The organism is Streptomyces roseofulvus (assembly GCF_039534915.1).
GTDB classification, from domain to species: domain Bacteria; phylum Actinomycetota; class Actinomycetes; order Streptomycetales; family Streptomycetaceae; genus Streptomyces; species Streptomyces roseofulvus.
The window spans coordinates 1,957,107-1,976,208 of the sequence record NZ_BAAAWE010000001.1; the positions used below are offsets into that span (position 1 = coordinate 1,957,107).

Genomic DNA, 19,102 nt, shown 5'->3' on the forward strand with positions numbered 1-19,102 from the left:
TCGTGCGAGAACCCGTACCCCGGCTACGTTAACGCGCCGTGCTACTTGGCCGTCTTGCGCTCGACGGCCGCCTTGACCAGGCCCGCGAAGAGCGGGTGCGGGCGGGTCGGGCGGGACTTCAGCTCCGGGTGCGCCTGGGTGGCGACCAGGTAGGGGTGAATCTCCTTCGGGTACTCGACGAACTCGACGAGCTTGTTGTCCGGGGAGGTGCCGGAGAAGACCAGACCGGCCTTCTTCTCCAGCTCGGCGCGGTACGCGTTGTTCACCTCGTAGCGGTGACGGTGGCGCTCCTCGACGTACGGCTCGCCGTCGTAGGTCTCGCGGACGACCGAGCCCTCGGCGAGCTTCGCCGGGTAGAGGCCCAGGCGCATCGTTCCGCCCAGGTCGCCGGCGCCCTCCACGTACGCGAGCTGCTCCTCCATCGTGGAGACGACGGGGTGCGCGGTGGCCGGGTCGAACTCGGTGGAGTTCGCCTCGGGGATGCCGGCCAGGTTCCGGGCCGCCTCGATGACGATGCACTGGAGGCCGAGGCAGATGCCGAGCAGCGGCACCTTCTTCTCGCGGGCGTACTGGATGGCGCCGACCTTGCCGGACACACCGCGGTCGCCGAAGCCGCCGGGGATGAGGATGGCGTCGCAGTCGCCGAGCTGCTTCTCGGCGCCGGCCGGGGTCTTGCAGTCGTCGGAGGTGACCCACTTGACCTTGACCCGCGCCTTGTTGGCGAAGCCGCCGGCGCGCATGGCCTCGGTGACCGAGAGGTAGGCGTCGGGCAGGTCGATGTACTTGCCGACCAGCGCGACGGTGACCTCGTGCTCCGGGTTGTGGACCCGGTCCAGGAGGTCCTCCCAGACGGTCCAGTCCACGTCGCGGAAGGGCAGGTCGAGCTTGCGCACCACGTAGGCGTCGAGGCCCTCGGAGTGCAGCACCTTCGGGATGTCGTAGATCGACTTGGCGTCGATGGCGGCGACCACGGCGGCCTCGTCGACGTCGCACATCAGCGAGATCTTGCGCTTGATGGCGGTCGGGACCTCGCGGTCGGCGCGCAGCACGATGGCGTCGGGCTGGATGCCGATGTTGCGCAGGGCGGCGACCGAGTGCTGGGTCGGCTTGGTCTTCAGCTCGCCGGAGGGGCCGATGTAGGGCAGCAGCGAGATGTGCACGACGAAGACGTTGTCGCGGCCGACCTCGTGGCGGACCTGGCGGACGGTCTCCAGGAAGGGCAGCGACTCGATGTCGCCGACCGTGCCGCCGACCTCGGTGATGACCACGTCGACGTCGTCGGTCGCCATGCGGCGGATCCGGGACTTGATCTCGTTGGTGATGTGCGGGATGACCTGCACGGTGTCGCCGAGGTACTCGCCGCGCCGCTCCTTGGCGATGACCTGCGAGTAGACCTGGCCGGTGGTGACGTTGGCCGAACCGTCGAGGTCGACGTCGAGGAAGCGCTCGTAGTGGCCGATGTCCAGGTCGGTCTCGGCGCCGTCGTTGGTGACGAACACCTCACCGTGCTGGAAGGGGTTCATCGTGCCCGGGTCGACGTTGAGGTACGGGTCGAGCTTCTGCATCGTGACCCGCAGGCCACGGGCCTTGAGGAGCGCACCCAGGCTGGAGGCGGTGAGGCCCTTGCCGAGCGAGGAGGCGACACCCCCGGTGACGAAGATGTGCTTGGTCGTCGTGGATTTGGGCGGCATCGCCAAGAGGGGGCTCCCGTGGTCGCGTTCTGGAGGTGCGAAGCGGCTGGTCCTCCGGAAGAATCGGGGGTGCCGTCGCTGCGGTTTCGGGGGTCTCGGCTGGCGCCGTTTCCCACCGGTCCACGGGGTACCAGGGTATCAGTGACAGCAGGAGACCGCTTCCGGCCACACGGTCGGCATACCGGCCGACCGGGTGGGAAGGGGGGTGGAGAGGCCGTGCGGGCCCGTGCCCACGGGGCCGCGGGGGCCGGCCGACGACACCTGTTCACCCGTATGGAGCAGCGCGTTACGCGGGTGATCACCACGGTCATTAGGGTGCGGACCATCGCGCCCGGCCTCGTCCCCGGGCGGCCGGCCGACGGCACCACCCCCGCCCGTGGAACCGGACCGGGAGCCCGTGTCGCCTCCCTCGACCCGCTGCCGGAGCCGGCCATCCCGCACACTGGCACCGCGGGCATCTCTCGCGACTCGCACGCAATCCCGCAGCACGCGCCCCGAGGGGCGGACAGGCCGTTCGACTGGAGTGAAGCACGTGGCCGGGCGTATCGAGGATTACGCACTCATCGGAGACATGCAGACCGCGGCGCTGGTCTGCCGGGACGGGAGCGTCGACTGGCTCTGCCTGCCGCGCTTCGACTCGCACGCGGTCTTCGCGGGGCTGCTCGGCACCGAGGAGCACGGCTTCTGGCGGGTCGGCCCGGCCGGCCCGGCCGACGCCGAACCGGCCCCCGCCGACCGCCGCCGCTACCGGGGGGACTCGCTGATCCTGGAATCGGAGTGGGACACCCCGCGCGGCACGGTCCGGGTGACCGACTTCATGCCCCCGCGCGACGGCGCGCCCCAGCTGATCCGGATCGTGGAGGGGATCAGCGGCCGGGTGCCGATGCGCTCGGCGCTGCGGATGCGGTTCAGCTACGGCCGGATCGTGCCCTGGGTGCACAAGGTCGGCGACCGCACGGTCGCGGTGGCCGGCCCCGACTCCGTCTGGTTCGACACCGAGGCCGAGACCCACGGCGAGCACCTGACCACCTACTCCGAGTTCACCGTCACCGCCGGCGACCGGATCGCCTTCACCCTGTCCTGGCAGCCCTCGCACAAGGAGCCGCCGGCCCTGCCGGACCCCGAGGGATCCCTGGAGGCGACCGCCGGCTTCTGGCGCGAGTGGGTGGGGCACTGCACGTACCACGGCCCCTACCGGGAGGCCGTGGTCCGCTCCCTGATCACCCTGAAGGCGCTGACGTACGCGCCGACCGGCGGGATCGTCGCCGCGCCGACGACCTCGCTGCCGGAGGAGATCGGCGGCGTGCGGAACTGGGACTACCGCTACACCTGGCTGCGGGACGCCGCCATCACCCTCTCCTCGATGCTGCGCACCGGCTACCGCGAGGAGGCCCGCGCCTGGCGGGACTGGCTGCTCCGCGCCGTCGCGGGCGACCCGGAGAACCTCCAGATCATGTACGGCATCGCGGGCGAGCGGGAGCTCGGCGAGGCGGAGCTGGACTGGCTGCCGGGGTACGAGAACTCCGGCCCGGTCCGAGTCGGCAACGGCGCCGCGAGCCAGCTCCAGCTCGACGTGTACGGCGAGGTCACCGAGGCCCTGCACCTGGCCCACATGACGGGCCTGTCCCGCAACGACTACGCCTCCCTGCTCCAGATCAAGCTGATCCAGTACCTGGAGAAGAACTGGAACCAGCCCGACGAGGGCATCTGGGAGGTCCGCGGCCCGCGCCGGCACTTCACCCACTCCAAGGTGATGGCCTGGGTGGCGGTGGACCGCACCATCAAGCTGATCGAGTCGGGTGACGCGGAGGGGCCGCTGGAGCGCTGGCGCGAGCTGCGCGACGAGATCCACCGGGACGTCTGCGAGCGGGGCTACGACAAGGAGCGGAACACCTTCACCCAGTCGTACGGCTCCAAGGAGCTGGACGCCTCGCTGCTGCTGATCCCGCAGATGGGCTTCCTGCCGCCGGACGACAAGCGGGTGATCGGCACGATCGAGGCGATCCAGCGGGAGCTGTCCACCGAGGACGGCTTCGTGCTGCGCTATCCGACGGCCGGCGAGGAGGCCGGCGTCGACGGTCTGGAGGGCGACGAGGGCGCGTTCCTCGCCTGTTCCTTCTGGCTCGCCGACGACCTGGCGATGATCGGCCGGGTCGACGAGGCCCGCACCCTCTTCGAGAAGCTGCTGTCGCTCCGCAACGACCTGGGGCTGCTCGCCGAGGAGTGGGACCCGCGGCTCCAGCGGCAGGTGGGGAACTTCCCGCAGGCGTTCAGCCACGTGCCGCTGATCGACACCGCGCTGCGGCTGACCGCGAGCGGCGCCTACGGCGGCTGAGGAGCGCCCCGCGGGGGCCGGACCTACGATGAAGATGTCCTGGCCCCCGCACGAAAGGGGGGCACCCGATGGCTCCCCAGTTCACCGTTCCGGACACCGCCCTGGCCGGGCTCCGCGAGGATCTGGCCGGCGCGGTCCTCGTGCCCGGGGATCCGGGCTACGACGCGGCGAGGGCCGTGCACAACGGCATGATCGACCGCCGGCCGGCCGTCATCGCGCAGTGCGCGACCCCGGCGGACGTCTCCAACGCGATCCTCTTCGGGCGCGAGACGGAGCTGCCGATCGCCGTGCGCGGCGGCGGCCACAGCGTCGCCGGGACCTCCGTCGTCGACGGCGGTCTGGTGGTCGACCTGCGCGGGATGCACGCGGTGGTCGCGGACCCCGAGCACATGACGGTACGGGTCGAGGGAGGCGCCACGATCGGGCACCTCGACCGCGCCACCCAGCCCTTCCGCCTGGCGACGACCGGCGGCCGGGTCTCCACGACCGGCGTCGGCGGCTTCACCCTGGGCGGCGGTTCCGGCTGGCTGGAGCGGAAGTTCGGGCTCGCGTGCGACAACCTGCTCTCCGCCGACCTGATCACGGCCGAGGGCAGGCACGTCGTCGCGAGCGCCGAGGAGAACCCGGAGCTGTTCTGGGCGCTGCACGGCGGCGGCGGCAACTTCGGCGTGGTGACCTCGCTGACGCTGCGGCTCCACGAGCTGCCGGTGATGAGCTTCGCGATGATGCTCTTCCCGCCGCGCTCGGGGCCCGATGTGGTGGCGGCGTACCGCGCGCTCGCGGAGACCATGCCGGACGAGGCGAGCGGCGGGGTGCTGTACTGCCCCGCCCCGCCCGAGCCGTTCGTGCCGGCGCACCTGGTCGGCGAGCTGGTGACGATGGCGCTGGTGACCTTCGCCGGGCCGGTGGCGGGGGTGCGGGAGCTGGCCGGTCCGCTGTCCGCGCTGCGGCCGGTGGTGGAGCTCGTGCAGGAGATCCCGTACGCCGATCTGCAGTGCATGATCGACGACCCGCCGGGGCTGCGGAACTACTGGTCGGCGGAGTATCTGGACGGCCTCCCGGACGAGGCGGTGGACGTGTACTGCGCCCGCGGCGAGCGGATCCCGGCCGGCACCGCCTGCCAGCACGTGCTGTTCCCGCTGGGCGGGGCGGTGGCCCGTGGCCCCGCCGCGTACCCGCTGCCGTGGCGCACCGCGGCATGGGCCGTGCACCCGTTCGCGACCTGGGAGGACCCGGACCTGGACGGGGCGGCGGTCCAGTGGGTGCACGACGTGCGGACGGACATGCGGCCGTGGTCGACGGACGCGGTGTACCTGAACTTCATCGGCACGGAGGGCGAGCGGCGGGTGGTCGCCGGCTTCGGTGCCGACATGTACCCGCGGCTCGCCGCCGTGAAGGCCGCGTACGACCCCGACAACGTCTTCCGCCTCAACCACAACATCGCGCCGGCCGAGGCGGCCTGACCGCTACCGGAGGGCGTCGATCACCTCCCTCGCGGCCCGCTCGCCCTCGGTGGCGCCGCCCTCCATGAAGCCCTGGAAGTCGTAGGAGCAGTGCTCGCCGCCGATGTGGACGTTGCCCTGGGCGGTGCCCTCGTACCCGGCGTACCGGTGGAGGTAGCCCACCGGCCAGCAGGAGTACGCGCCCAGCGCGTTCGGGTTCTTGTGCCAGGCGGAGAGCTGGGCGCGGCCGTTCCACGCCCGTGCGGTGCCGGGGAAGAAGCTGTCGATCCCGGCGAGGTAGCGGCTCACCAGGTTCCGTACGTACGGGTCGGATTCGGTGGAGAAGGGGCCGGCGGGGTTCAGGTTCCGGGCGAGGCTGCCGCCGTTGTACTGGATGAGGATGCCGCCGGTGCCGCCCTGGATCTTGGTGGTGTCCCAGGTCTGCTGCACCTCCAGGTCGGTGAAGCAGTCGCCGGCCGAGACCCCGGGCCAGGCGCCGGTGCCGCGCCAGGGACGGGTGCCGAACTGCATGTTGAGCTTGGTGCAGTAGCCCATGCGGGCGTCGCGCAGCAGGTTCGTCATGAGCGGGTCGAAGCCGGCGCGGGTGAGGTCCAGCTGCTTGAGGATCGGCAGCGGGACGCAGAGGACGGTGTGGTCGGCGGTGACGGTCCGGGTGGTGCCGCCCTCGGCGAAGGTGAGGGTCTGGGTGCCGTCGGCGTTGGCCCGCACGGCCTGGAGGGTCCAGCCCATCCGGAGGGTGCCGGGGTTCAGGGCCCCGGCGATGGCGTTCGGGAGCCGGTCGTTGCCTCCGGTGATGTGGTAGCGCTCGTTGGACAGGCCCCAGATGTTGAAGTTGCCGGGATTGGTCTGGTAGCCCATGAGCAGGACGAGGGCGAGCGAGGACTGTTCGGTGGTGTCGGCGCCGTACTCGACGTTGTAGGCGACGTCGATGAACTGTCCGAGCGGCGAGGAGTGCCCGCCGGGGACGCGGCTCTCGATCCACTCGTGTATCGACATGTTGTCGAGGGCGGTGCCGGTGGGGGTCGTCCGGTTCCAGAGGACCTCCCCCGCCTCGGACAGGTCGCGGCGCAGCGCCTGGTAGACGCCGTTGAAGTCCTCGTCGGCCTGGTGGCGCGGGTAGTAGCCGCCGTCGAACCAGAGGACCTCCTCGGCGCCGTTGGGTCCGCCGCCGAGGAAGTCCTCGGTGGGGAGTCCGAAGCGGCGGCAGAGTTCCAGCATCTTCTTGTGGCTGGTGTCGATGAGCTCGCCGCCGATCTCGGAGGTCTGCCCGTAGGCCCAGTGGTTCCGCTGGGTCCACATCCGGCCGCCGACGCGGGCCGGGTCGGCCTCGTAGAGGACGGGGGCGAGGCCGGCGTCCTGGAGGGTGAGGGCGGCGGTGAGTCCGGCGATGCCGGCGCCGACGACGGCGATCCGGGCGTCGGACCGGACCGGGGGGTCGGGGACGGCGGCGACGGCGGGGGCGGCCGCGGCGGAGACCGCGATCCCGGCCGCGGCGGCCGCCTTGAGGAGGGTACGGCGGCCCAGCGGGTCGTTCCGCAGGCCGCGGAGTTCGTCGACGGGGAGGCCGAGCCGGCGGGCGTCGGCGTGGTCGGCGGCGAGGCGGTTCAGGAGGTGCATCGGGTTGGTGCGTGCCATGGGGCGCTCCTGGAGTGGTGGGGGTTCGGCCGGTGGCGATGCCGGCCGTACGGCCGTGGGGTCAGCCGTGTGCTGCGGTGACGGGTTCCGACTGCTCGTCGTCGCGCTCGGCGGCGTCCTCCAGGACGATCCGGCCGATGATCTCGTAGCGCGCGGGCTGCCTGGCCTTGAGGTAGAGGCCGAGGCCGAGACCGCCGAAGAAGACGGCGCCGACGATCCACGGGATCGCCTTGAAGAAGAGCGAGTCGGCGGCGAGTCCGGCCGCGGTCTCCATGTTGACGACGAGGAGGACGACGACGGCGGTCATGCCGATGCCGCCGAGGAGCGGCGCCGTGAGGGTCCTGAACCAGTGCCGGTCCTCGGGGTGGTTCTTGCGGAAGTAGCCGATGACGGCGAAGGAGCAGAGGGTCTGCACGATGAGGATGGCCATCGTGCCGAGGATCGCGAGCAGGGTGTAGAGGTGGATGTAGGGGTCCTGGCCGGTGAGCCAGAAGGCGCCGACGAGGAGGACGGCGATGGCGCTCTGCACGAAGGAGGCGAGGTACGGGGAGCCGTGCCTGGGGTGGGTGCGGCCCAGCGCCGGGTGGAGGAAGCCCTCGCGGCCGATGGCGTAGAGGTAGCGGGAGGCGCACTGGTGGAAGGCCATGCCGCAGGCGAAGGAGCCGGTGAGCAGCAGCCACTGGAAGGCGTCGACGGCCCAGGCGCCGATGAAGGTCTGGGTGGGGGCGAAGAAGAGGTCGAGGGGGCTGGCGGAGGAGGACAGCTTCACCGAGCCGGTCAGGCCGTTCCCGGCGATCGTCATCCAGGAGACGTAGATGTAGAAGAGGCCGACGCCGATGACGGAGATGAGGGTGGCGCGGGGGATGACGCGCTTGGGGTCGCGGGACTCCTCGCCGTACATGGCGGTCGACTCGAAGCCGACCCAGGACCAGAAGGCGAAGAAGAGGCCGAGGCCGGCGGAGGCGCCGGTGAAGGCGTTCTTCGGGTTGACCGGCTCGACGGGGATGCCGTCCGGGCCGCCGCCGTGGATCAGGACGGCGGTGGCGACCGCGAAGAGGACGGCGATCTCCGCGATCAGCATGACGCCGAGCGCCTTGGCGGTCAGGTTGATGTCGAAGTACGACAGGACGGCGGTGACGGCCAGCATGACGGCCGCGTACAGGATCCACGGCAGGTCGACGCCGAGCTGGTCGGCGACGGTGGTCTTCGCGAAGTAGGCGAAGACGCCGACGATCGACGCCTCGAAGACGATGTACGCGAGGACGGCGAGCATGCCGGAGGCCATGCCGGCGATCCGGCCGAGGCCGTGCGAGATGTAGCCGTAGAAGGCGCCGGCGGCGGTGATCCGCTTGGCCATGGCCACGTAGCCGACGGAGAAGACGGTCAGGACGAGGGTGGCGAAGAGGTAGCCGGCGGGGGCGCCCGTGCCGTTGCCGAAGCCGACGGCGATCGGGAGGTTGCCGGTCATGGCCGTGATCGGCGCGGCGGTGGCCACGGCCATGAAGACGACGCCGACGAGCCCGACGGAGTTCGCCTTGAGCCGGTCGACGCGCGGGGCCGGCTTCGGGGTGGAGGTGTCTGCCATGGCGGGAGAGCATCCACCGGAGTGACGTAGGCCACAAGCGACATTCGGTCGTACAAATCCCGCCGCGCCGCGACGAGTTGTCGCCCCTGTGTGCGATCGGACCGGCCCCGTGACCGTGGTGAGATGTCCAGGAAACACCATCGGCGATAGCGTCCGCCCATGGACACGCAGGGCGGCATCACCGTACAACGGGCACTCGAACTCCCGGGGCTCCGCAGCGGCCTCCCGGAGGTCGTCGCCGGCGCCGACCGGCTCCAGCGGACCGTGCGGTGGGTGCACGCGGGCGAGGTGCCCAACATCGCGTCGCTGCTGAAGGGCGGCGAGCTGCTGCTGACCACCGGTCTGGGCCTGGGCACCCGCCCGGCCGAGCAGCGGGCCTTCGTGCGGCGCCTCGCCGACCGGGGCATCGCGGCGCTCGTCGTGGAGCTCGGCCCGCGCTTCGCCCGGCTTCCGGCGACGATAGTGGAGACCGCCCGGGCCGCCGGGCTGCCACTGGTCCAGCTCCACCGCGAGGTGCCGTTCGTCGCGGTCACGGAGGAGATCCACACCGAGATCGTCAACGGCCACTACGCGCTCCAGCGGCGGGCCGAGGAGATCCACCGGCAGTGCACGGAGGCGCTGCTCGGCGGCGGCGGGGTTCCCCAGGTGCTGCGGATCCTCTCGGACTTCGCCGCGAACCCGGTCTTCCTGGAGACCGCCGACGGGCAGCTGCTGTACGCGGCGGGCACCGAGTCCGGCCCGGCCGACCCGCTCCAGGTGTGGGACGGGCTCCGCGGCCAGCGCGCGGCCCGCGAGTCGGGCCCGCCGACCGGCACGGTCCTGGTCGACGTGCCCGGCGGAGGTCCCGGCACGGGCTCGGTGCGGGCCCGGCTGGTGCTGCTCGCGGTCTCCGGCGCCCTCTCCCCCGTCCACCGGATGGCCGCCGAGCGGGCCGCGGGCCTCCTCGCGGTCGTCCTCATGCAGGCCCGGCAGGAGGAGGAGCTGGCGGCGCGCGGCCGCGGCGACTTCCTGACGGACCTGGCGGAGGGCCGGATCTCGGCGGAGGACGCACCGGCGCAGGCCCGGGTCCTCGGCTTCCGACCGGGCGAGGGTCCGCTGCTGCCGGTCGTGATGCGCCTGGCCCCCGAGCTGTCCCCGTCCGGCAGCTGGGCGCTGCTGGCCCGCGCCGTCCACGAGGAGCTGTCCGCCGTCGGCGTGCCCGCGCTCCTGGGCGTCCGCCCGGTCGAGGGCCGGGTGCCGCTGCTGCTCGGCCTGCGCTCCGAGTCGGAGCGGACGGCGGTCGCCGACCGGGTCGCGGCGGCGCTGCGGGCCGGGGTGGAGCGCGCCGGCCTGGAGGGCGCCGGGGCGCACCCGCCGGTCGTGGTGGTCGGCATGGCCGGCGGCTGGGCGGCGGCGTCGGCGGGGCTGCGGCACGCGGCGGAGACGGCCACGGCGGCGCAGGGCCTCACGGACCGCCCCTGGTACGACGCCCGGCGGCTGGACATCGACCTGCTGCTGTGGCGGCTGCGCGACCACCCGGACCTGGCGGCCTTCGTCGACCGCGCGATCGGTCCGCTCCGGGACCACGACCGCGCCTCGCGGCCACCGCTGCTGCCCACGCTGGAGACGTATCTGGCGCACGCGGGCCGCAAGGCGGAGACGGCGCGCGAGCTGCACCTCAACCGGCAGACGCTCTACAACCGGCTGGCCCGGATCTCCGAGCTCCTCGGCACGGACCTGGACGACCCCCAGACGGTCCTGGCCCTCTCCCTGGCCCTCCGAGCCCGCCGCCACACGCTCTGACCGCCCCCGGTGCGGGCACCCGTCCACACACGGAAGGGCTACCGCGCCGCCAGCTCGTCGTAGACGCTCAGGACGTGCGCGATGGTGTCGTCCTCCGTCGGCCACGTCCCCGCCTGCACCCGCCCCGCCGCCGCGAGGTCCATCCGCCGCTCCGCGTCGTCCAGCAGGCCCCGGACGGCCGCCGCGAGGGCGTCGGCGTCCCCGTACGGCACGAGTTCCGCGGCGTCGCCGACGAGTTCGGGGACGCCGCCGACGGCCGTGGCGACCAGCGGGACGCCGAGCCGGAGCGCCTCCTGGGCGAGCAGGGAGCGCGACTCCCAGCGGGACGGCAGCACCGCGACGTCCGCGGCGGCCAGCAGTTCGGCGACGTCGTCACGGCGGCCGACGATCCGGACGGGAAGCCCCTCGGCGACGATCCGCCGCTGGAGCGCGGCCCGTTCGCGTCCCTCGCCGGCGATGACGAGCAGCGGCTGCGGGTCGAGCTCCCGCCAGACGCGCGCCGCGTCGAGCAGCGTCCCGTACCCGCGTCCGGGTTCGAGCGCGCCGACGGCCATGAGCAGCGGCCGGTCGACGGCGCCGAGTTCGGCCCTGGCCTTGCCGTCCTGGAGGCAGACGGGCCCGCCGGCGGCGGGCACGGTGACCGGGGCGAGCCGCGCGTCGCGGGCGCCGCGCCGCCGGGCCCGGTCGACGAGTTCGGAGGAGGTCCCGAGGACGACGGCGGCCGCCCGCGCGGTCCGGCGTTCCAGGAGCCGTACGAGCCCGCCCATGGGCCCGTCGGTGTGCGGGCGGCCGTGCCAGGTGGTGACGAGCGGGGTGCGGGCGAGCCCGACGCCGCCGGAGACGGCGAGCGCGGCCCGGACGGAGGCGTGCAGGCCGTGCGCGTGGACGACGTCGGCGCCGATGCAGGCGTTGCGGAGCACGGCGACGGTCGCGGGGTCGTTGCGGCGGGGCAGCGGCACGACGTGCGCGCCGGCCCCCGAGTAGTCGTAGAGACGGTCGAGTTCGGCCGGAGCGCACACGGTCACCCGGACGCCCCTGGCCACCAGCCCCGAGGCGAGTGATCGGACGTGCGCGCTGCTGCCCGCGCTGCCGCCGCCCAGCACCTGGACCGTACGGAGCTGTGTCACGCGCCCAAGGATGCCAGCCCGGGCAGCCGACCGTACGCACGTTCCGGCACCGACACCGCATCGTTCCCGTGTCCGAGCGCCGCCCCGTCACCCGACTTCACCCGTCCGAGCGAGCGCGCACCCTCACGGTGCGCGCCCCCTCGGGCGTCGGAGCGCCTGCGGCGGCGCCGGAGGACGTCCCCGCGGCCCCGGCTCAGCCGTCCGCCCTGGCCGTGGCCAGCAGCTCCTCCGCGTGGGCGCGGGCGGTCTCGGAGTCCTCCTGGCCGGCGAGCATCCGGGAGAGCTCGCGGACCCGCTCCTCGCCCTCCAGGACGGTGACGCCGGACCGGGTGACGGACCCGTCGTTGGTCTTCTCGACGAGCAGCTGCCGGTCGGCGAACGCCGCGACCTGCGGCAGGTGGGTGACGACCACGACCTGCGCCGACTTGGCGAGCTTGGCGAGCCGCCGGCCGATCTCCACGGCCGCCTTGCCGCCGACGCCCGCGTCGACCTCGTCGAAGAGGTACGTCGGCACCGGGTCGACCCCGGCGAAGACGACCTCGACGGCGAGCATCACCCGGGACAGCTCACCACCGGACGCGCCCTTGGCGATGGGCCGCGGCGGGGCACCGGGGTGCGGGGCGAGCAGCAGCTCGACCTCGTCGGCGCCGGCCGGCCCGTACACCACCCGCCGCCCGCCGACCTCGACGCCCGCGGCCTCGTCGAGCGCCTCGGTCTGCCGGATGTCGAAGGACACGCGCGCGTGCGGCATGGCCAGCGAGGCCAGCTCGGCGGTGACCGCCTGGGCGAACCGGTCCGCGGCCTCCACCCGGGCGTCGGTGAGCCGCTGCGCGAGGACGGACAGCTCGTCGCGGAGCCGGTCCCGCTCGGCGGACAGCTCCCCGATCCGGTCGTCGTCGCCGTCCAGCTCCAGGAGCCGTGCCGCGCTCTCCTCCGCCCAGAGCAGGACGGCCCCGACGGAGTCGCCGTACTTCCGGGTGAGCTGGGTGAGCGCCGCCCGCCGCTCCTCGACCGCGGCGAGCCGCAGCGGATCGGCGTCCAGGTCGTCGGCGTACCCCGCCAGCTCCTGCGCCACGTCGGCCAGCAGGATGGAGATCTCCCCCATCCGGTCGGCCAGCGCGGCGAGCGCCGGGTCGTGCGTCCGCACGGCCTCCAGGGCCCGGCCCGCGCCGGCCACCAGCGTGGTGGCGTCGACGGACTCGGGGTCCTCCGGGTTCCCGGCGAGCGCGGCGTGCGCGAGCGCGGCGGCGGAGGCCAGCGCCTCGGCGTGCCCGAGCCGCTCGGCCTCGGCGGCCAGCTCCGCGTCCTCGCCGGGCAGCGGCGCGACGGCCTCGATCTCGCCGAGCCCGAAGCGCAGCAGATCGGCCTCCTGGGCTCGCTCACGTGCCCGGGTGGTGATCTCGTCCAGCTCGGCGGTGACGGCGCGCAGCCGCCGGTACACCTCGCCGTAGGCGGCGAGCGGCACGGACACGGCCTCGCCCGCGTACCGGTCGAGCGCACCGCGCTGCCGGGCGGGCTTCAGCAGGCCCTGCTGGTCGGTCTGGCCGTGCACGGCGACGAGTTCGTCGGCGAGCTCGGCGAGCAGCCCGACGGGCACCGACCGACCGCCGAGGTGCGCCCGCGAGCGCCCCTCCGCGGAGACGGTACGGGTCACCAGCAGGGCGCCCTCGTCGAGCTCCGCCCCGGCCTCCTCGGCCCGCAGCGCGGCGGGCGCGCCGGGGGGCAGGCTGATCCGCCCCTCGACGACCGCCGAGCCCGCTCCGATCCGTACCAGGGCCGGGTCGGCCCGTCCGCCGAGCAGCAGCCCGAGACTCGTGACGACCATGGTCTTGCCCGCGCCGGTCTCACCCGTCACCGCGGTGAAGCCGGGCGACAGCTCGACCACCGCGTCGTCGATGACCCCGAGCGACCGTATCCGCATCTCCTCCAGCACGCCCCAGACCATACGAGGTTTCCGCACCGGGACGCGACATCGCCCCCACCCCGGACGGTCAGTGCGGCGCGCCGCGCCACCCCGAGACCGGCAGCGCGAACTTCGCGACCAGCCGGTCGGTGAAGGACGCGTGGTGGAGCCGGGCGAGCCGGACGGGGACGGCGCCGCGCCGGACCTCGACGCGGGCGCCGGCGGGCAGCTCGACGGTCCGCCGCCCGTCGCACCACAGCACCCCGTGCGGGGTGTGCGGCTCGACCTCGACGGCGAGGACGGAGTCGGGGGTGGTGACGAGCGGCTTGGCGAACAGCGCGTGCGCCCCGATCGGCACCATGAGCAGCGCCTCCACCTCGGGCCAGACGACCGGGCCGCCGGCCGAGAAGGCGTACGCGGTCGAGCCGGTCGGCGTCGCGCAGATCACCCCGTCGCAGCCGAAGCCGGTGACCGGCCGGCCGTCGATGGCGAGGACGACCTCCAGCATCCGCTCCGGGGACACCTTCTGCACGGCGGCCTCGTTGAGCGCCCAGTCGCGGTGCAGGGTGTCGCCGTTCTGGTAGACGGCGACGTCGAGGGTCATCCGCTCCTCGACCTCGTACGCCCGGGTGACGACCCGGTCGACGACCTTGTCGAGGTCGTCGCGCTCGGCCTCGGCGAGGAAGCCGACGCGACCGAGGTTGACGCCGAGCATCGGCACGCCGGAGGCGCGGGAGAACTCGGCGCCGCGCAGCAGCGTGCCGTCACCGCCGAGGACGATGATCAGTTCGCAGCCGTCGAGCGCCTCCGGGCAGTCGTCCGGGATCTTCTCCACGGACGGCGGCAGCGGCAGGTCGGCCGCCTCCGCCTCCAGGACCCGGACGCCGATGCCGCTGCGCAGCAGCCCCAGGACGACGAGTTCGGCGCTGCGCACGGCGGCCGGCCGGCCGGTGTGCGCGAGCAGGAAGACGGTGCGTGGTGCCTGTGGTGCCGCTGTCGCTGTCAACGAGGTCCCTCCGCCACGGCGCGGTCGACGTCCGCGGGATCGAGTGCGGGCGCCCCCGCCCGCAGCCACAGAAAGTACTCGACGTTCCCGGACGGGCCGGGCAGCGGGCTGGCGGTGACGCCGGCCACCCCGAGGCCGAGGTCGGCCGCCTGCCGGGCGACGTTCTTCACGGCGTCGGCGCGCAGCTCGGCGCTGCGGACCACTCCGCCGGAGCCGAGCCGGTCCTTGCCCACCTCGAACTGCGGCTTGACCATCAGGACGAGGTCGGCGTCGGGCGCGGTGCAGGCGACCAGGGCGGGCAGCACGAGACCGAGCGGGATGAAGGAGAGGTCGCCGACGACGAGGTCGGCGGGGACGCCGTCGATCGAGTCGAGGGTCATCTCGCGCACGTTGGTGCGGTCCTTGACGGTGACCCGCTCGTCGCTCTGGAGCGACCAGGCGAGCTGGCCGTAGCCGACGTCGACGGCGACGACGTGGCCGGCGCCGGCGCGCAGCAGCACGTCGGTGAAGCCGCCGGTGGAGGCACCGGCGTCGAGCGCCCGCCGGCCCTCGACCTTGAGCCCCTTCGGCACGAAGGCGGCGAGGGCGCCGGCGAGCTTGTGGCCGCCGCGCGAGACGTAGTCGGGGTCGGAGTCGTCCTGGGTGACGACGATCGCCGCGGCGGTCTCGACCTGGGTGGCGGGCTTGGTGGCGACGGTCTTGCCGACGGTCACCCGGCCCGCGGCGATCAGCTGGCTGGCGTGCTCGCGCGAGCGGGCGAGTTTGCGCCGGACCAGCTCGGCGTCGAGGCGGCGGCGTGCCACTCCTGCCACGGTGGGTTCAGCTCCTGGGGTCGTGCGGACGGGGTGCGGAGGCGGGGTGCGCGTCGAGCGAGGTCAGCTCGGCGCGCAGTCCTCGGTGTACATCCTCGTACACCGCGAGGTGTCCGTCCGCCGTGAGGTGGTCGGCCTCGCCCAGCCGCTCGACGAGCGCGTCGACGGCCGGCAGCCCGGTGGGCTCCCGGTCCACCCCCAGGGGGGCGGCGGCCGCGGGCCCGTCCGCCGCCGGATCCGTACCGGTGTCCGTACGGGTGCCCGTCATCGCTTCGTCCATGCCCCGACGCTACCGCGAAGCCCTGGGGTACGGTCGACGGCGATGGCGACGATCACGGAGTGCCACGACGCACTCGACAAGCTGGCGGAGAACCTCGCGGGGGCGGACGGCTCCGTCCGGGGCGCCGCGGCGCTCGACCGCACCCTGAGCTGCCACCTGACGGACCTCGACACGACCTTCACCGGCCGGCTCACCGGCGGCCGGATGGTCGTGGAGTCCACGGTGGAGGGCCCGCCGCCCCACAAGGCGCAGATCAGGCTGGCGATGACCGGCGACGACCTGGTGGCGATGGTGAACGGCGGGCTGAACTTCGCGAAGGCGTGGGCCTCCGGCCGGGTCAGGCTGGAGGCCGGCTTCCGCGACCTGCTGCGGCTCCGCTCACTTCTGTAGGGCGGGCTCCGGCACGGCCTCGGCCGCCCGGGCGGTCCGCCTGGCCCGCGCCTGCCGCCCGGCCGGGACGACCAGCGGGGTGCCCGTCTCCGGGTCGTCGATGACCTGGCAGCGCAGCCCGAAGACCAGCTCGACCAGTTCGGCGGTGACCACCTCGGACGGCGGCCCCTGGGCGACGACCTCGCCGCCGCGCACGGCGATGAGGTGGGTGGCGTACCGGGCCGCGTGGTTGAGGTCGTGCAGGACGGCGACGAGCGTCCGCCCCTGCGTCTCGTGCAGCTCGGCGCAGAGGTCGAGGACGTCGATCTGGTGCTGGATGTCGAGGTACGTGGTCGGCTCGTCGAGCAGCAGCAGCGGCGTCTGCTGGGCGAGGGCCATGGCGATCCACACCCGCTGGCGCTGGCCGCCGGAGAGCTCGTCGACGAACCGGTCGGCGAGCTCGGCGACGCCGGTCGACTCCATCGACTCCCGCACGATCCGCTCGTCCTCGGGCGACCACTGGCGCAGCAGGCCCTGGTGCGGGTAGCGGCCGCGGGCGACGAGGTCTGCGACGGTGATGCCGTCGGGCGCGATGGACGACTGCGGCAGCAGGCCGAGGGTCCGGGCGACCTTCTTCGCCGGCAGCGAGTGGATCGACTGCCCGTCGAGCAGCACCCGGCCCTGCGTCGGCTTCAGCATCCGGGAGAGGGCGCGCAGAAGGGTGGACTTGCCGCAGGCGTTGGGTCCGACGATGACGGTGAAGGAGTTGTCCGGGATCTCGACGGACAGGTCGCGGGCGATGACCCGCTGCTCGTACGCGAGGGTGACCGACTCGGCCCCGAGGCGCTGCTGCTGCCGACCGCTCATGGGCGTGCTCCTGGTGTCCTGGTCCATGGTGCTCTTGTTCGTGGTCATATCCGGCCCGCCTTGCGTTCGCTGACGAGCAGCCAGAGGAGGTAGCAGCCGCCGAGGATGCCGGTGATGACACCGACGGGCAGCCGGCGGTCGCCGAAGGCGTTGCCGGCGATCCAGTCGGCGCACAGCAGCAGCGCGGAGCCCATGACGGCGGAGACCGCCAGGTTGGGGCCGGGCGCGCGGGTGAGCCGGCGGGCCAGCTGCGGGGCGCTGAGGGAGACGAAGACGATGGGGCCGGCCGCCGAGGTGGCGACGGCGACGAGCAGCACGGCGGAGGCCATCAGGACGATCCGGGTGCGCTCGACCTTCACGCCGAGGGCGTACGCGGCGTCGTCGCCCATCTCCAGCATCCGCAGCGCCCGGCCGTGGCCGAGGACCAGCGGCACGAGCACGCAGCAGACGGCGAGCAGCGGCCAGAACTGGGTCCAGTCGCGGCCGTCGAGGCTGCCGGTCATCCACACGGTGGCGCGGGTGGCGTCGACCAGGTCGGCCTTGGTGATGAGGTAGTGGATGACGGAGGTCAGCATGGCGGCGGCACCGATGCCGACGAGCACCAGCCGGTAGCCGTGCACGCCCCGCTTCCAGGCGAGCAGGTAGATCACGGCGCCGGTGAGGACGCCGCCGACGACGGCGCCGAGGGCGGTGGCGACGGCGCTGCCCTGAAAGAGCACGATGACGACGAGCGCGCCGACGGTGGCGCCCTGGCCGAAGCCGATGACGTCGGGGCTGCCGAGCGGGTTGCGGGAGATCGACTGGAAGACCGCCCCGCCGAGGGCGAGCGCGGCGCCGACCAGGATCGCGACGAGGACCCGCGGCAGCCGCAGCTCCATGACGGCGAACTCCTGGACGACCGTCCCCCGGCCGAGGAGGGTGTCGAGGACCTCGGACGGCGTCATCGGGAAGTCGCCGGTGCAGACGAGGACGGTGCCGACGCCGAGGGTGAGCAGGATCAGCCCGAGGCCGGAGAGCGCGGCCCGCGGCGCGTACCGCAGCGAGAGTCCGCCGCCGGTCCGCAGGGTCTTGGTGGTCACAGCTGGGCCATCCTCTTGCGGCGTACGAGTCGGATGAAGACGGGCCCGCCGACGAGGGCCGTCACGATGCCGACCTGGAGTTCGGCGGGCCGGACGACGACCCGGCCGAGGACGTCGGAGCCGAGCAGCAGCACCGGCGCGAGCACGGCCGCGTACGGCAGGATCCACCGCATGTCGGGCCCGGTGATCGCGCGGACCATGTACGGCACCATCAGGCCGAGGAAGATGATCGGCCCGCAGGCGGCGGTCGCGGCCCCGCACAGCAGGGTGACGGCGACCATGGCGACGGTCCGGGTCCGGTTGATGCTCACGCCCAGCGCGCGGGCGGAGTCGTCGCCCATCTCCATGGCGTTGAGCGGCCGGGCGATCGCCAGCGCCAGGACGGCGCCGACCAGGATGAACGGCGCGATCCGGCCGACGGTCTGCATGTCGGCGGAGGCCAGCGAGCCGACCGTCCAGAAGCGGAGCCGGTCGAGGGCGGCCGAGTCGAGCAGCTGGACGGCGTTGACGTAGCCGTACAGGGCGGCGGTGGCGGCCGTCCCGGCGAGCGCGAGCCGCACCGGGGTGGCGCTGCGGCTGCCGCCGAGCACGTACACGACGACGGAGACGACGGCGGCGCCGACGAAGGCGAACCACACGTAGTCCCGGACGTCGTCGACGCCGAGGAAGGCGATCGCGGACACCACGGCGGCGGCCGCGCCGGCGTTGACCCCGAGCAGTCCGGGCTCCGCCAGCGGGTTGCGGGTCAGCCCCTGCATCACCGCGCCGGCCAGGCCGAGCGCCAGGCCGACGAGCAGGCCGAGCAGGGTGCGCGGCACGCGCACGTCGTGGATGACGACGTCGTTGCCGACGCCGCTGTTCTGGAACAGCCCGTGCCAGACGTCGCCGATCGGCACCGGCTTGGCGCCGACCATGACGCTGAGGACACAGACCAGCAGCAGGGCACCGACCGCCGCGAGCAGCCCGACGGCGCGCACGGAGTTCCGGCGCTTCGGCGACTGCCCGGGACCTGTCGGCTCCGCGCTCGTACGGGAGGGACTCTCAACCAACACGGAGTTAGGTTAGCCTACCCAACTTTGCGCAGACAGTGCCCCGACCGAACCGCCCCGTGAGACGACCCCTGCCCCCGGACGCCCCGGGCCCGGATCGAGCACGCCCGGGGTCCCTC

Annotated in this window: 15 protein-coding genes; 4 read left to right on the forward strand and 11 right to left on the reverse strand. The window is 73.4% G+C overall.

What is annotated here, in order from left to right; translation table 11 throughout:
- Positions 1–41: 41 nt before the first annotated feature.
- Positions 42–1,691 carry a CTP synthase gene (gene pyrG / locus ABFY03_RS09020; protein ID WP_319010903.1) on the reverse strand — a complete coding sequence of 550 codons (1,650 nt, stop codon included), beginning with the start codon at positions 1,689–1,691 and terminating at the stop codon, positions 42–44.
- 532 nt (positions 1,692–2,223) lie between these two features.
- Here pyrG and ABFY03_RS09025 point away from each other — a divergent pair.
- Entirely contained in the window at positions 2,224–4,026 is a 1,803-nt protein-coding gene (locus tag ABFY03_RS09025; protein WP_319010902.1) for a glycoside hydrolase family 15 protein, read from the forward strand.
- Positions 4,027–4,094: 68 nt separating this feature from the next.
- Positions 4,095–5,489, forward strand: coding sequence for an FAD-binding oxidoreductase (locus tag ABFY03_RS09030; protein ID WP_319010901.1), 1,395 nt, complete (start codon positions 4,095–4,097; stop codon positions 5,487–5,489).
- A gap of 3 nt (positions 5,490–5,492) precedes the next feature.
- Here the strand turns inward: ABFY03_RS09030 and ABFY03_RS09035 are convergent, their stop codons facing one another.
- A complete protein-coding gene (locus ABFY03_RS09035; protein ID WP_319010900.1) occupies positions 5,493–7,124 on the reverse strand; it encodes a flavin monoamine oxidase family protein in 1,632 nt (543 codons plus the stop codon).
- A gap of 61 nt (positions 7,125–7,185) precedes the next feature.
- Positions 7,186–8,709: an APC family permease gene (locus ABFY03_RS09040; RefSeq protein ID WP_319010899.1), complete on the reverse strand. Its 1,524-nt coding sequence runs from the start codon at positions 8,707–8,709 to the stop codon at positions 7,186–7,188.
- A 159-nt stretch (positions 8,710–8,868) separates the two neighbouring features.
- On the opposite strand from ABFY03_RS09040, the gene ABFY03_RS09045 reads away from it, so the two are divergent.
- The gene (locus ABFY03_RS09045; RefSeq protein ID WP_319010898.1) at positions 8,869–10,491 is read left to right on the forward strand and encodes a PucR family transcriptional regulator; all 1,623 of its coding nucleotides are present in this window, start codon (positions 8,869–8,871) and stop codon (positions 10,489–10,491) included.
- Between the two features lie 38 nt (positions 10,492–10,529).
- On the opposite strand, the gene ABFY03_RS09050 is transcribed toward ABFY03_RS09045, so the two are convergent.
- The 5 genes from ABFY03_RS09050 to ABFY03_RS09070 all read right to left on the reverse strand — a co-directional run bounded on the left by ABFY03_RS09050 (position 10,530) and on the right by ABFY03_RS09070 (position 15,619).
- Positions 10,530–11,618 (reverse strand): glycosyltransferase family 4 protein, encoded by a 1,089-nt coding sequence (locus tag ABFY03_RS09050; RefSeq protein ID WP_319010897.1) that lies wholly within the window; start codon positions 11,616–11,618, stop codon positions 10,530–10,532.
- Positions 11,619–11,811: 193 nt separating this feature from the next.
- Positions 11,812–13,563, reverse strand: a complete 1,752-nt coding sequence (gene recN / locus ABFY03_RS09055; RefSeq protein WP_346169650.1) for a DNA repair protein RecN — start codon at positions 13,561–13,563, stop codon at positions 11,812–11,814.
- A gap of 46 nt (positions 13,564–13,609) precedes the next feature.
- Positions 13,610–14,527 (reverse strand): NAD kinase, encoded by a 918-nt coding sequence (locus ABFY03_RS09060; protein ID WP_319010895.1) that lies wholly within the window; start codon positions 14,525–14,527, stop codon positions 13,610–13,612.
- The gene (locus ABFY03_RS09065; RefSeq protein ID WP_319010894.1) at positions 14,524–15,339 is read right to left on the reverse strand and encodes a TlyA family RNA methyltransferase; all 816 of its coding nucleotides are present in this window, start codon (positions 15,337–15,339) and stop codon (positions 14,524–14,526) included. The genes ABFY03_RS09060 and ABFY03_RS09065 overlap by 4 nt, the downstream gene beginning before the upstream one ends.
- Positions 15,340–15,346: 7 nt before the next feature.
- Positions 15,347–15,619 (reverse strand): hypothetical protein, encoded by a 273-nt coding sequence (locus tag ABFY03_RS09070; RefSeq protein ID WP_386723698.1) that lies wholly within the window; start codon positions 15,617–15,619, stop codon positions 15,347–15,349.
- A gap of 42 nt (positions 15,620–15,661) precedes the next feature.
- Between ABFY03_RS09070 and ABFY03_RS09075 the strand changes: the two genes are divergently transcribed.
- Positions 15,662–16,009: an SCP2 sterol-binding domain-containing protein gene (locus ABFY03_RS09075; protein WP_346169651.1), complete on the forward strand. Its 348-nt coding sequence runs from the start codon at positions 15,662–15,664 to the stop codon at positions 16,007–16,009.
- On the opposite strand, the gene ABFY03_RS09080 is transcribed toward ABFY03_RS09075, so the two are convergent.
- The 3 genes from ABFY03_RS09080 to ABFY03_RS09090 are packed head-to-tail and all read right to left on the reverse strand — an operon-like array spanning position 15,998 to position 18,986.
- Positions 15,998–16,855: an ABC transporter ATP-binding protein gene (locus ABFY03_RS09080; protein WP_346172222.1), complete on the reverse strand. Its 858-nt coding sequence runs from the start codon at positions 16,853–16,855 to the stop codon at positions 15,998–16,000. The genes ABFY03_RS09075 and ABFY03_RS09080 overlap by 12 nt on opposite strands.
- Before the next feature lie 44 nt (positions 16,856–16,899).
- Positions 16,900–17,934 (reverse strand): FecCD family ABC transporter permease, encoded by a 1,035-nt coding sequence (locus ABFY03_RS09085; RefSeq protein ID WP_319010892.1) that lies wholly within the window; start codon positions 17,932–17,934, stop codon positions 16,900–16,902.
- Positions 17,931–18,986 carry an iron chelate uptake ABC transporter family permease subunit gene (locus tag ABFY03_RS09090; RefSeq protein WP_386723699.1) on the reverse strand — a complete coding sequence of 352 codons (1,056 nt, stop codon included), beginning with the start codon at positions 18,984–18,986 and terminating at the stop codon, positions 17,931–17,933. The genes ABFY03_RS09085 and ABFY03_RS09090 overlap by 4 nt, the downstream gene beginning before the upstream one ends.
- Positions 18,987–19,102 lie beyond the last annotated feature (116 nt).

Excerpts from the sequence above, each read along its gene's own strand:
- pyrG (WP_319010903.1), bottom strand. The coding sequence starts at position 1,691 with ATGCCGCCCAAATCCACGACGACCAAGCACATCTTCGTCACCGGGGGT.
- ABFY03_RS09030 (WP_319010901.1), top strand. The coding sequence starts at position 4,095 with ATGGCTCCCCAGTTCACCGTTCCGGACACCGCCCTGGCCGGGCTCCGC.
- ABFY03_RS09035 (WP_319010900.1), bottom strand. The coding sequence starts at position 7,124 with ATGGCACGCACCAACCCGATGCACCTCCTGAACCGCCTCGCCGCCGAC.
- ABFY03_RS09040 (WP_319010899.1), bottom strand. The coding sequence starts at position 8,709 with ATGGCAGACACCTCCACCCCGAAGCCGGCCCCGCGCGTCGACCGGCTC.
- ABFY03_RS09045 (WP_319010898.1), top strand. The coding sequence starts at position 8,869 with ATGGACACGCAGGGCGGCATCACCGTACAACGGGCACTCGAACTCCCG.
- recN (WP_346169650.1), bottom strand. The coding sequence starts at position 13,563 with ATGGTCTGGGGCGTGCTGGAGGAGATGCGGATACGGTCGCTCGGGGTC.
- ABFY03_RS09070 (WP_386723698.1), bottom strand. The coding sequence starts at position 15,619 with ATGGACGAAGCGATGACGGGCACCCGTACGGACACCGGTACGGATCCG.
- ABFY03_RS09075 (WP_346169651.1), top strand. The coding sequence starts at position 15,662 with ATGGCGACGATCACGGAGTGCCACGACGCACTCGACAAGCTGGCGGAG.
- ABFY03_RS09080 (WP_346172222.1), bottom strand. The coding sequence starts at position 16,855 with ATGAGCGGTCGGCAGCAGCAGCGCCTCGGGGCCGAGTCGGTCACCCTC.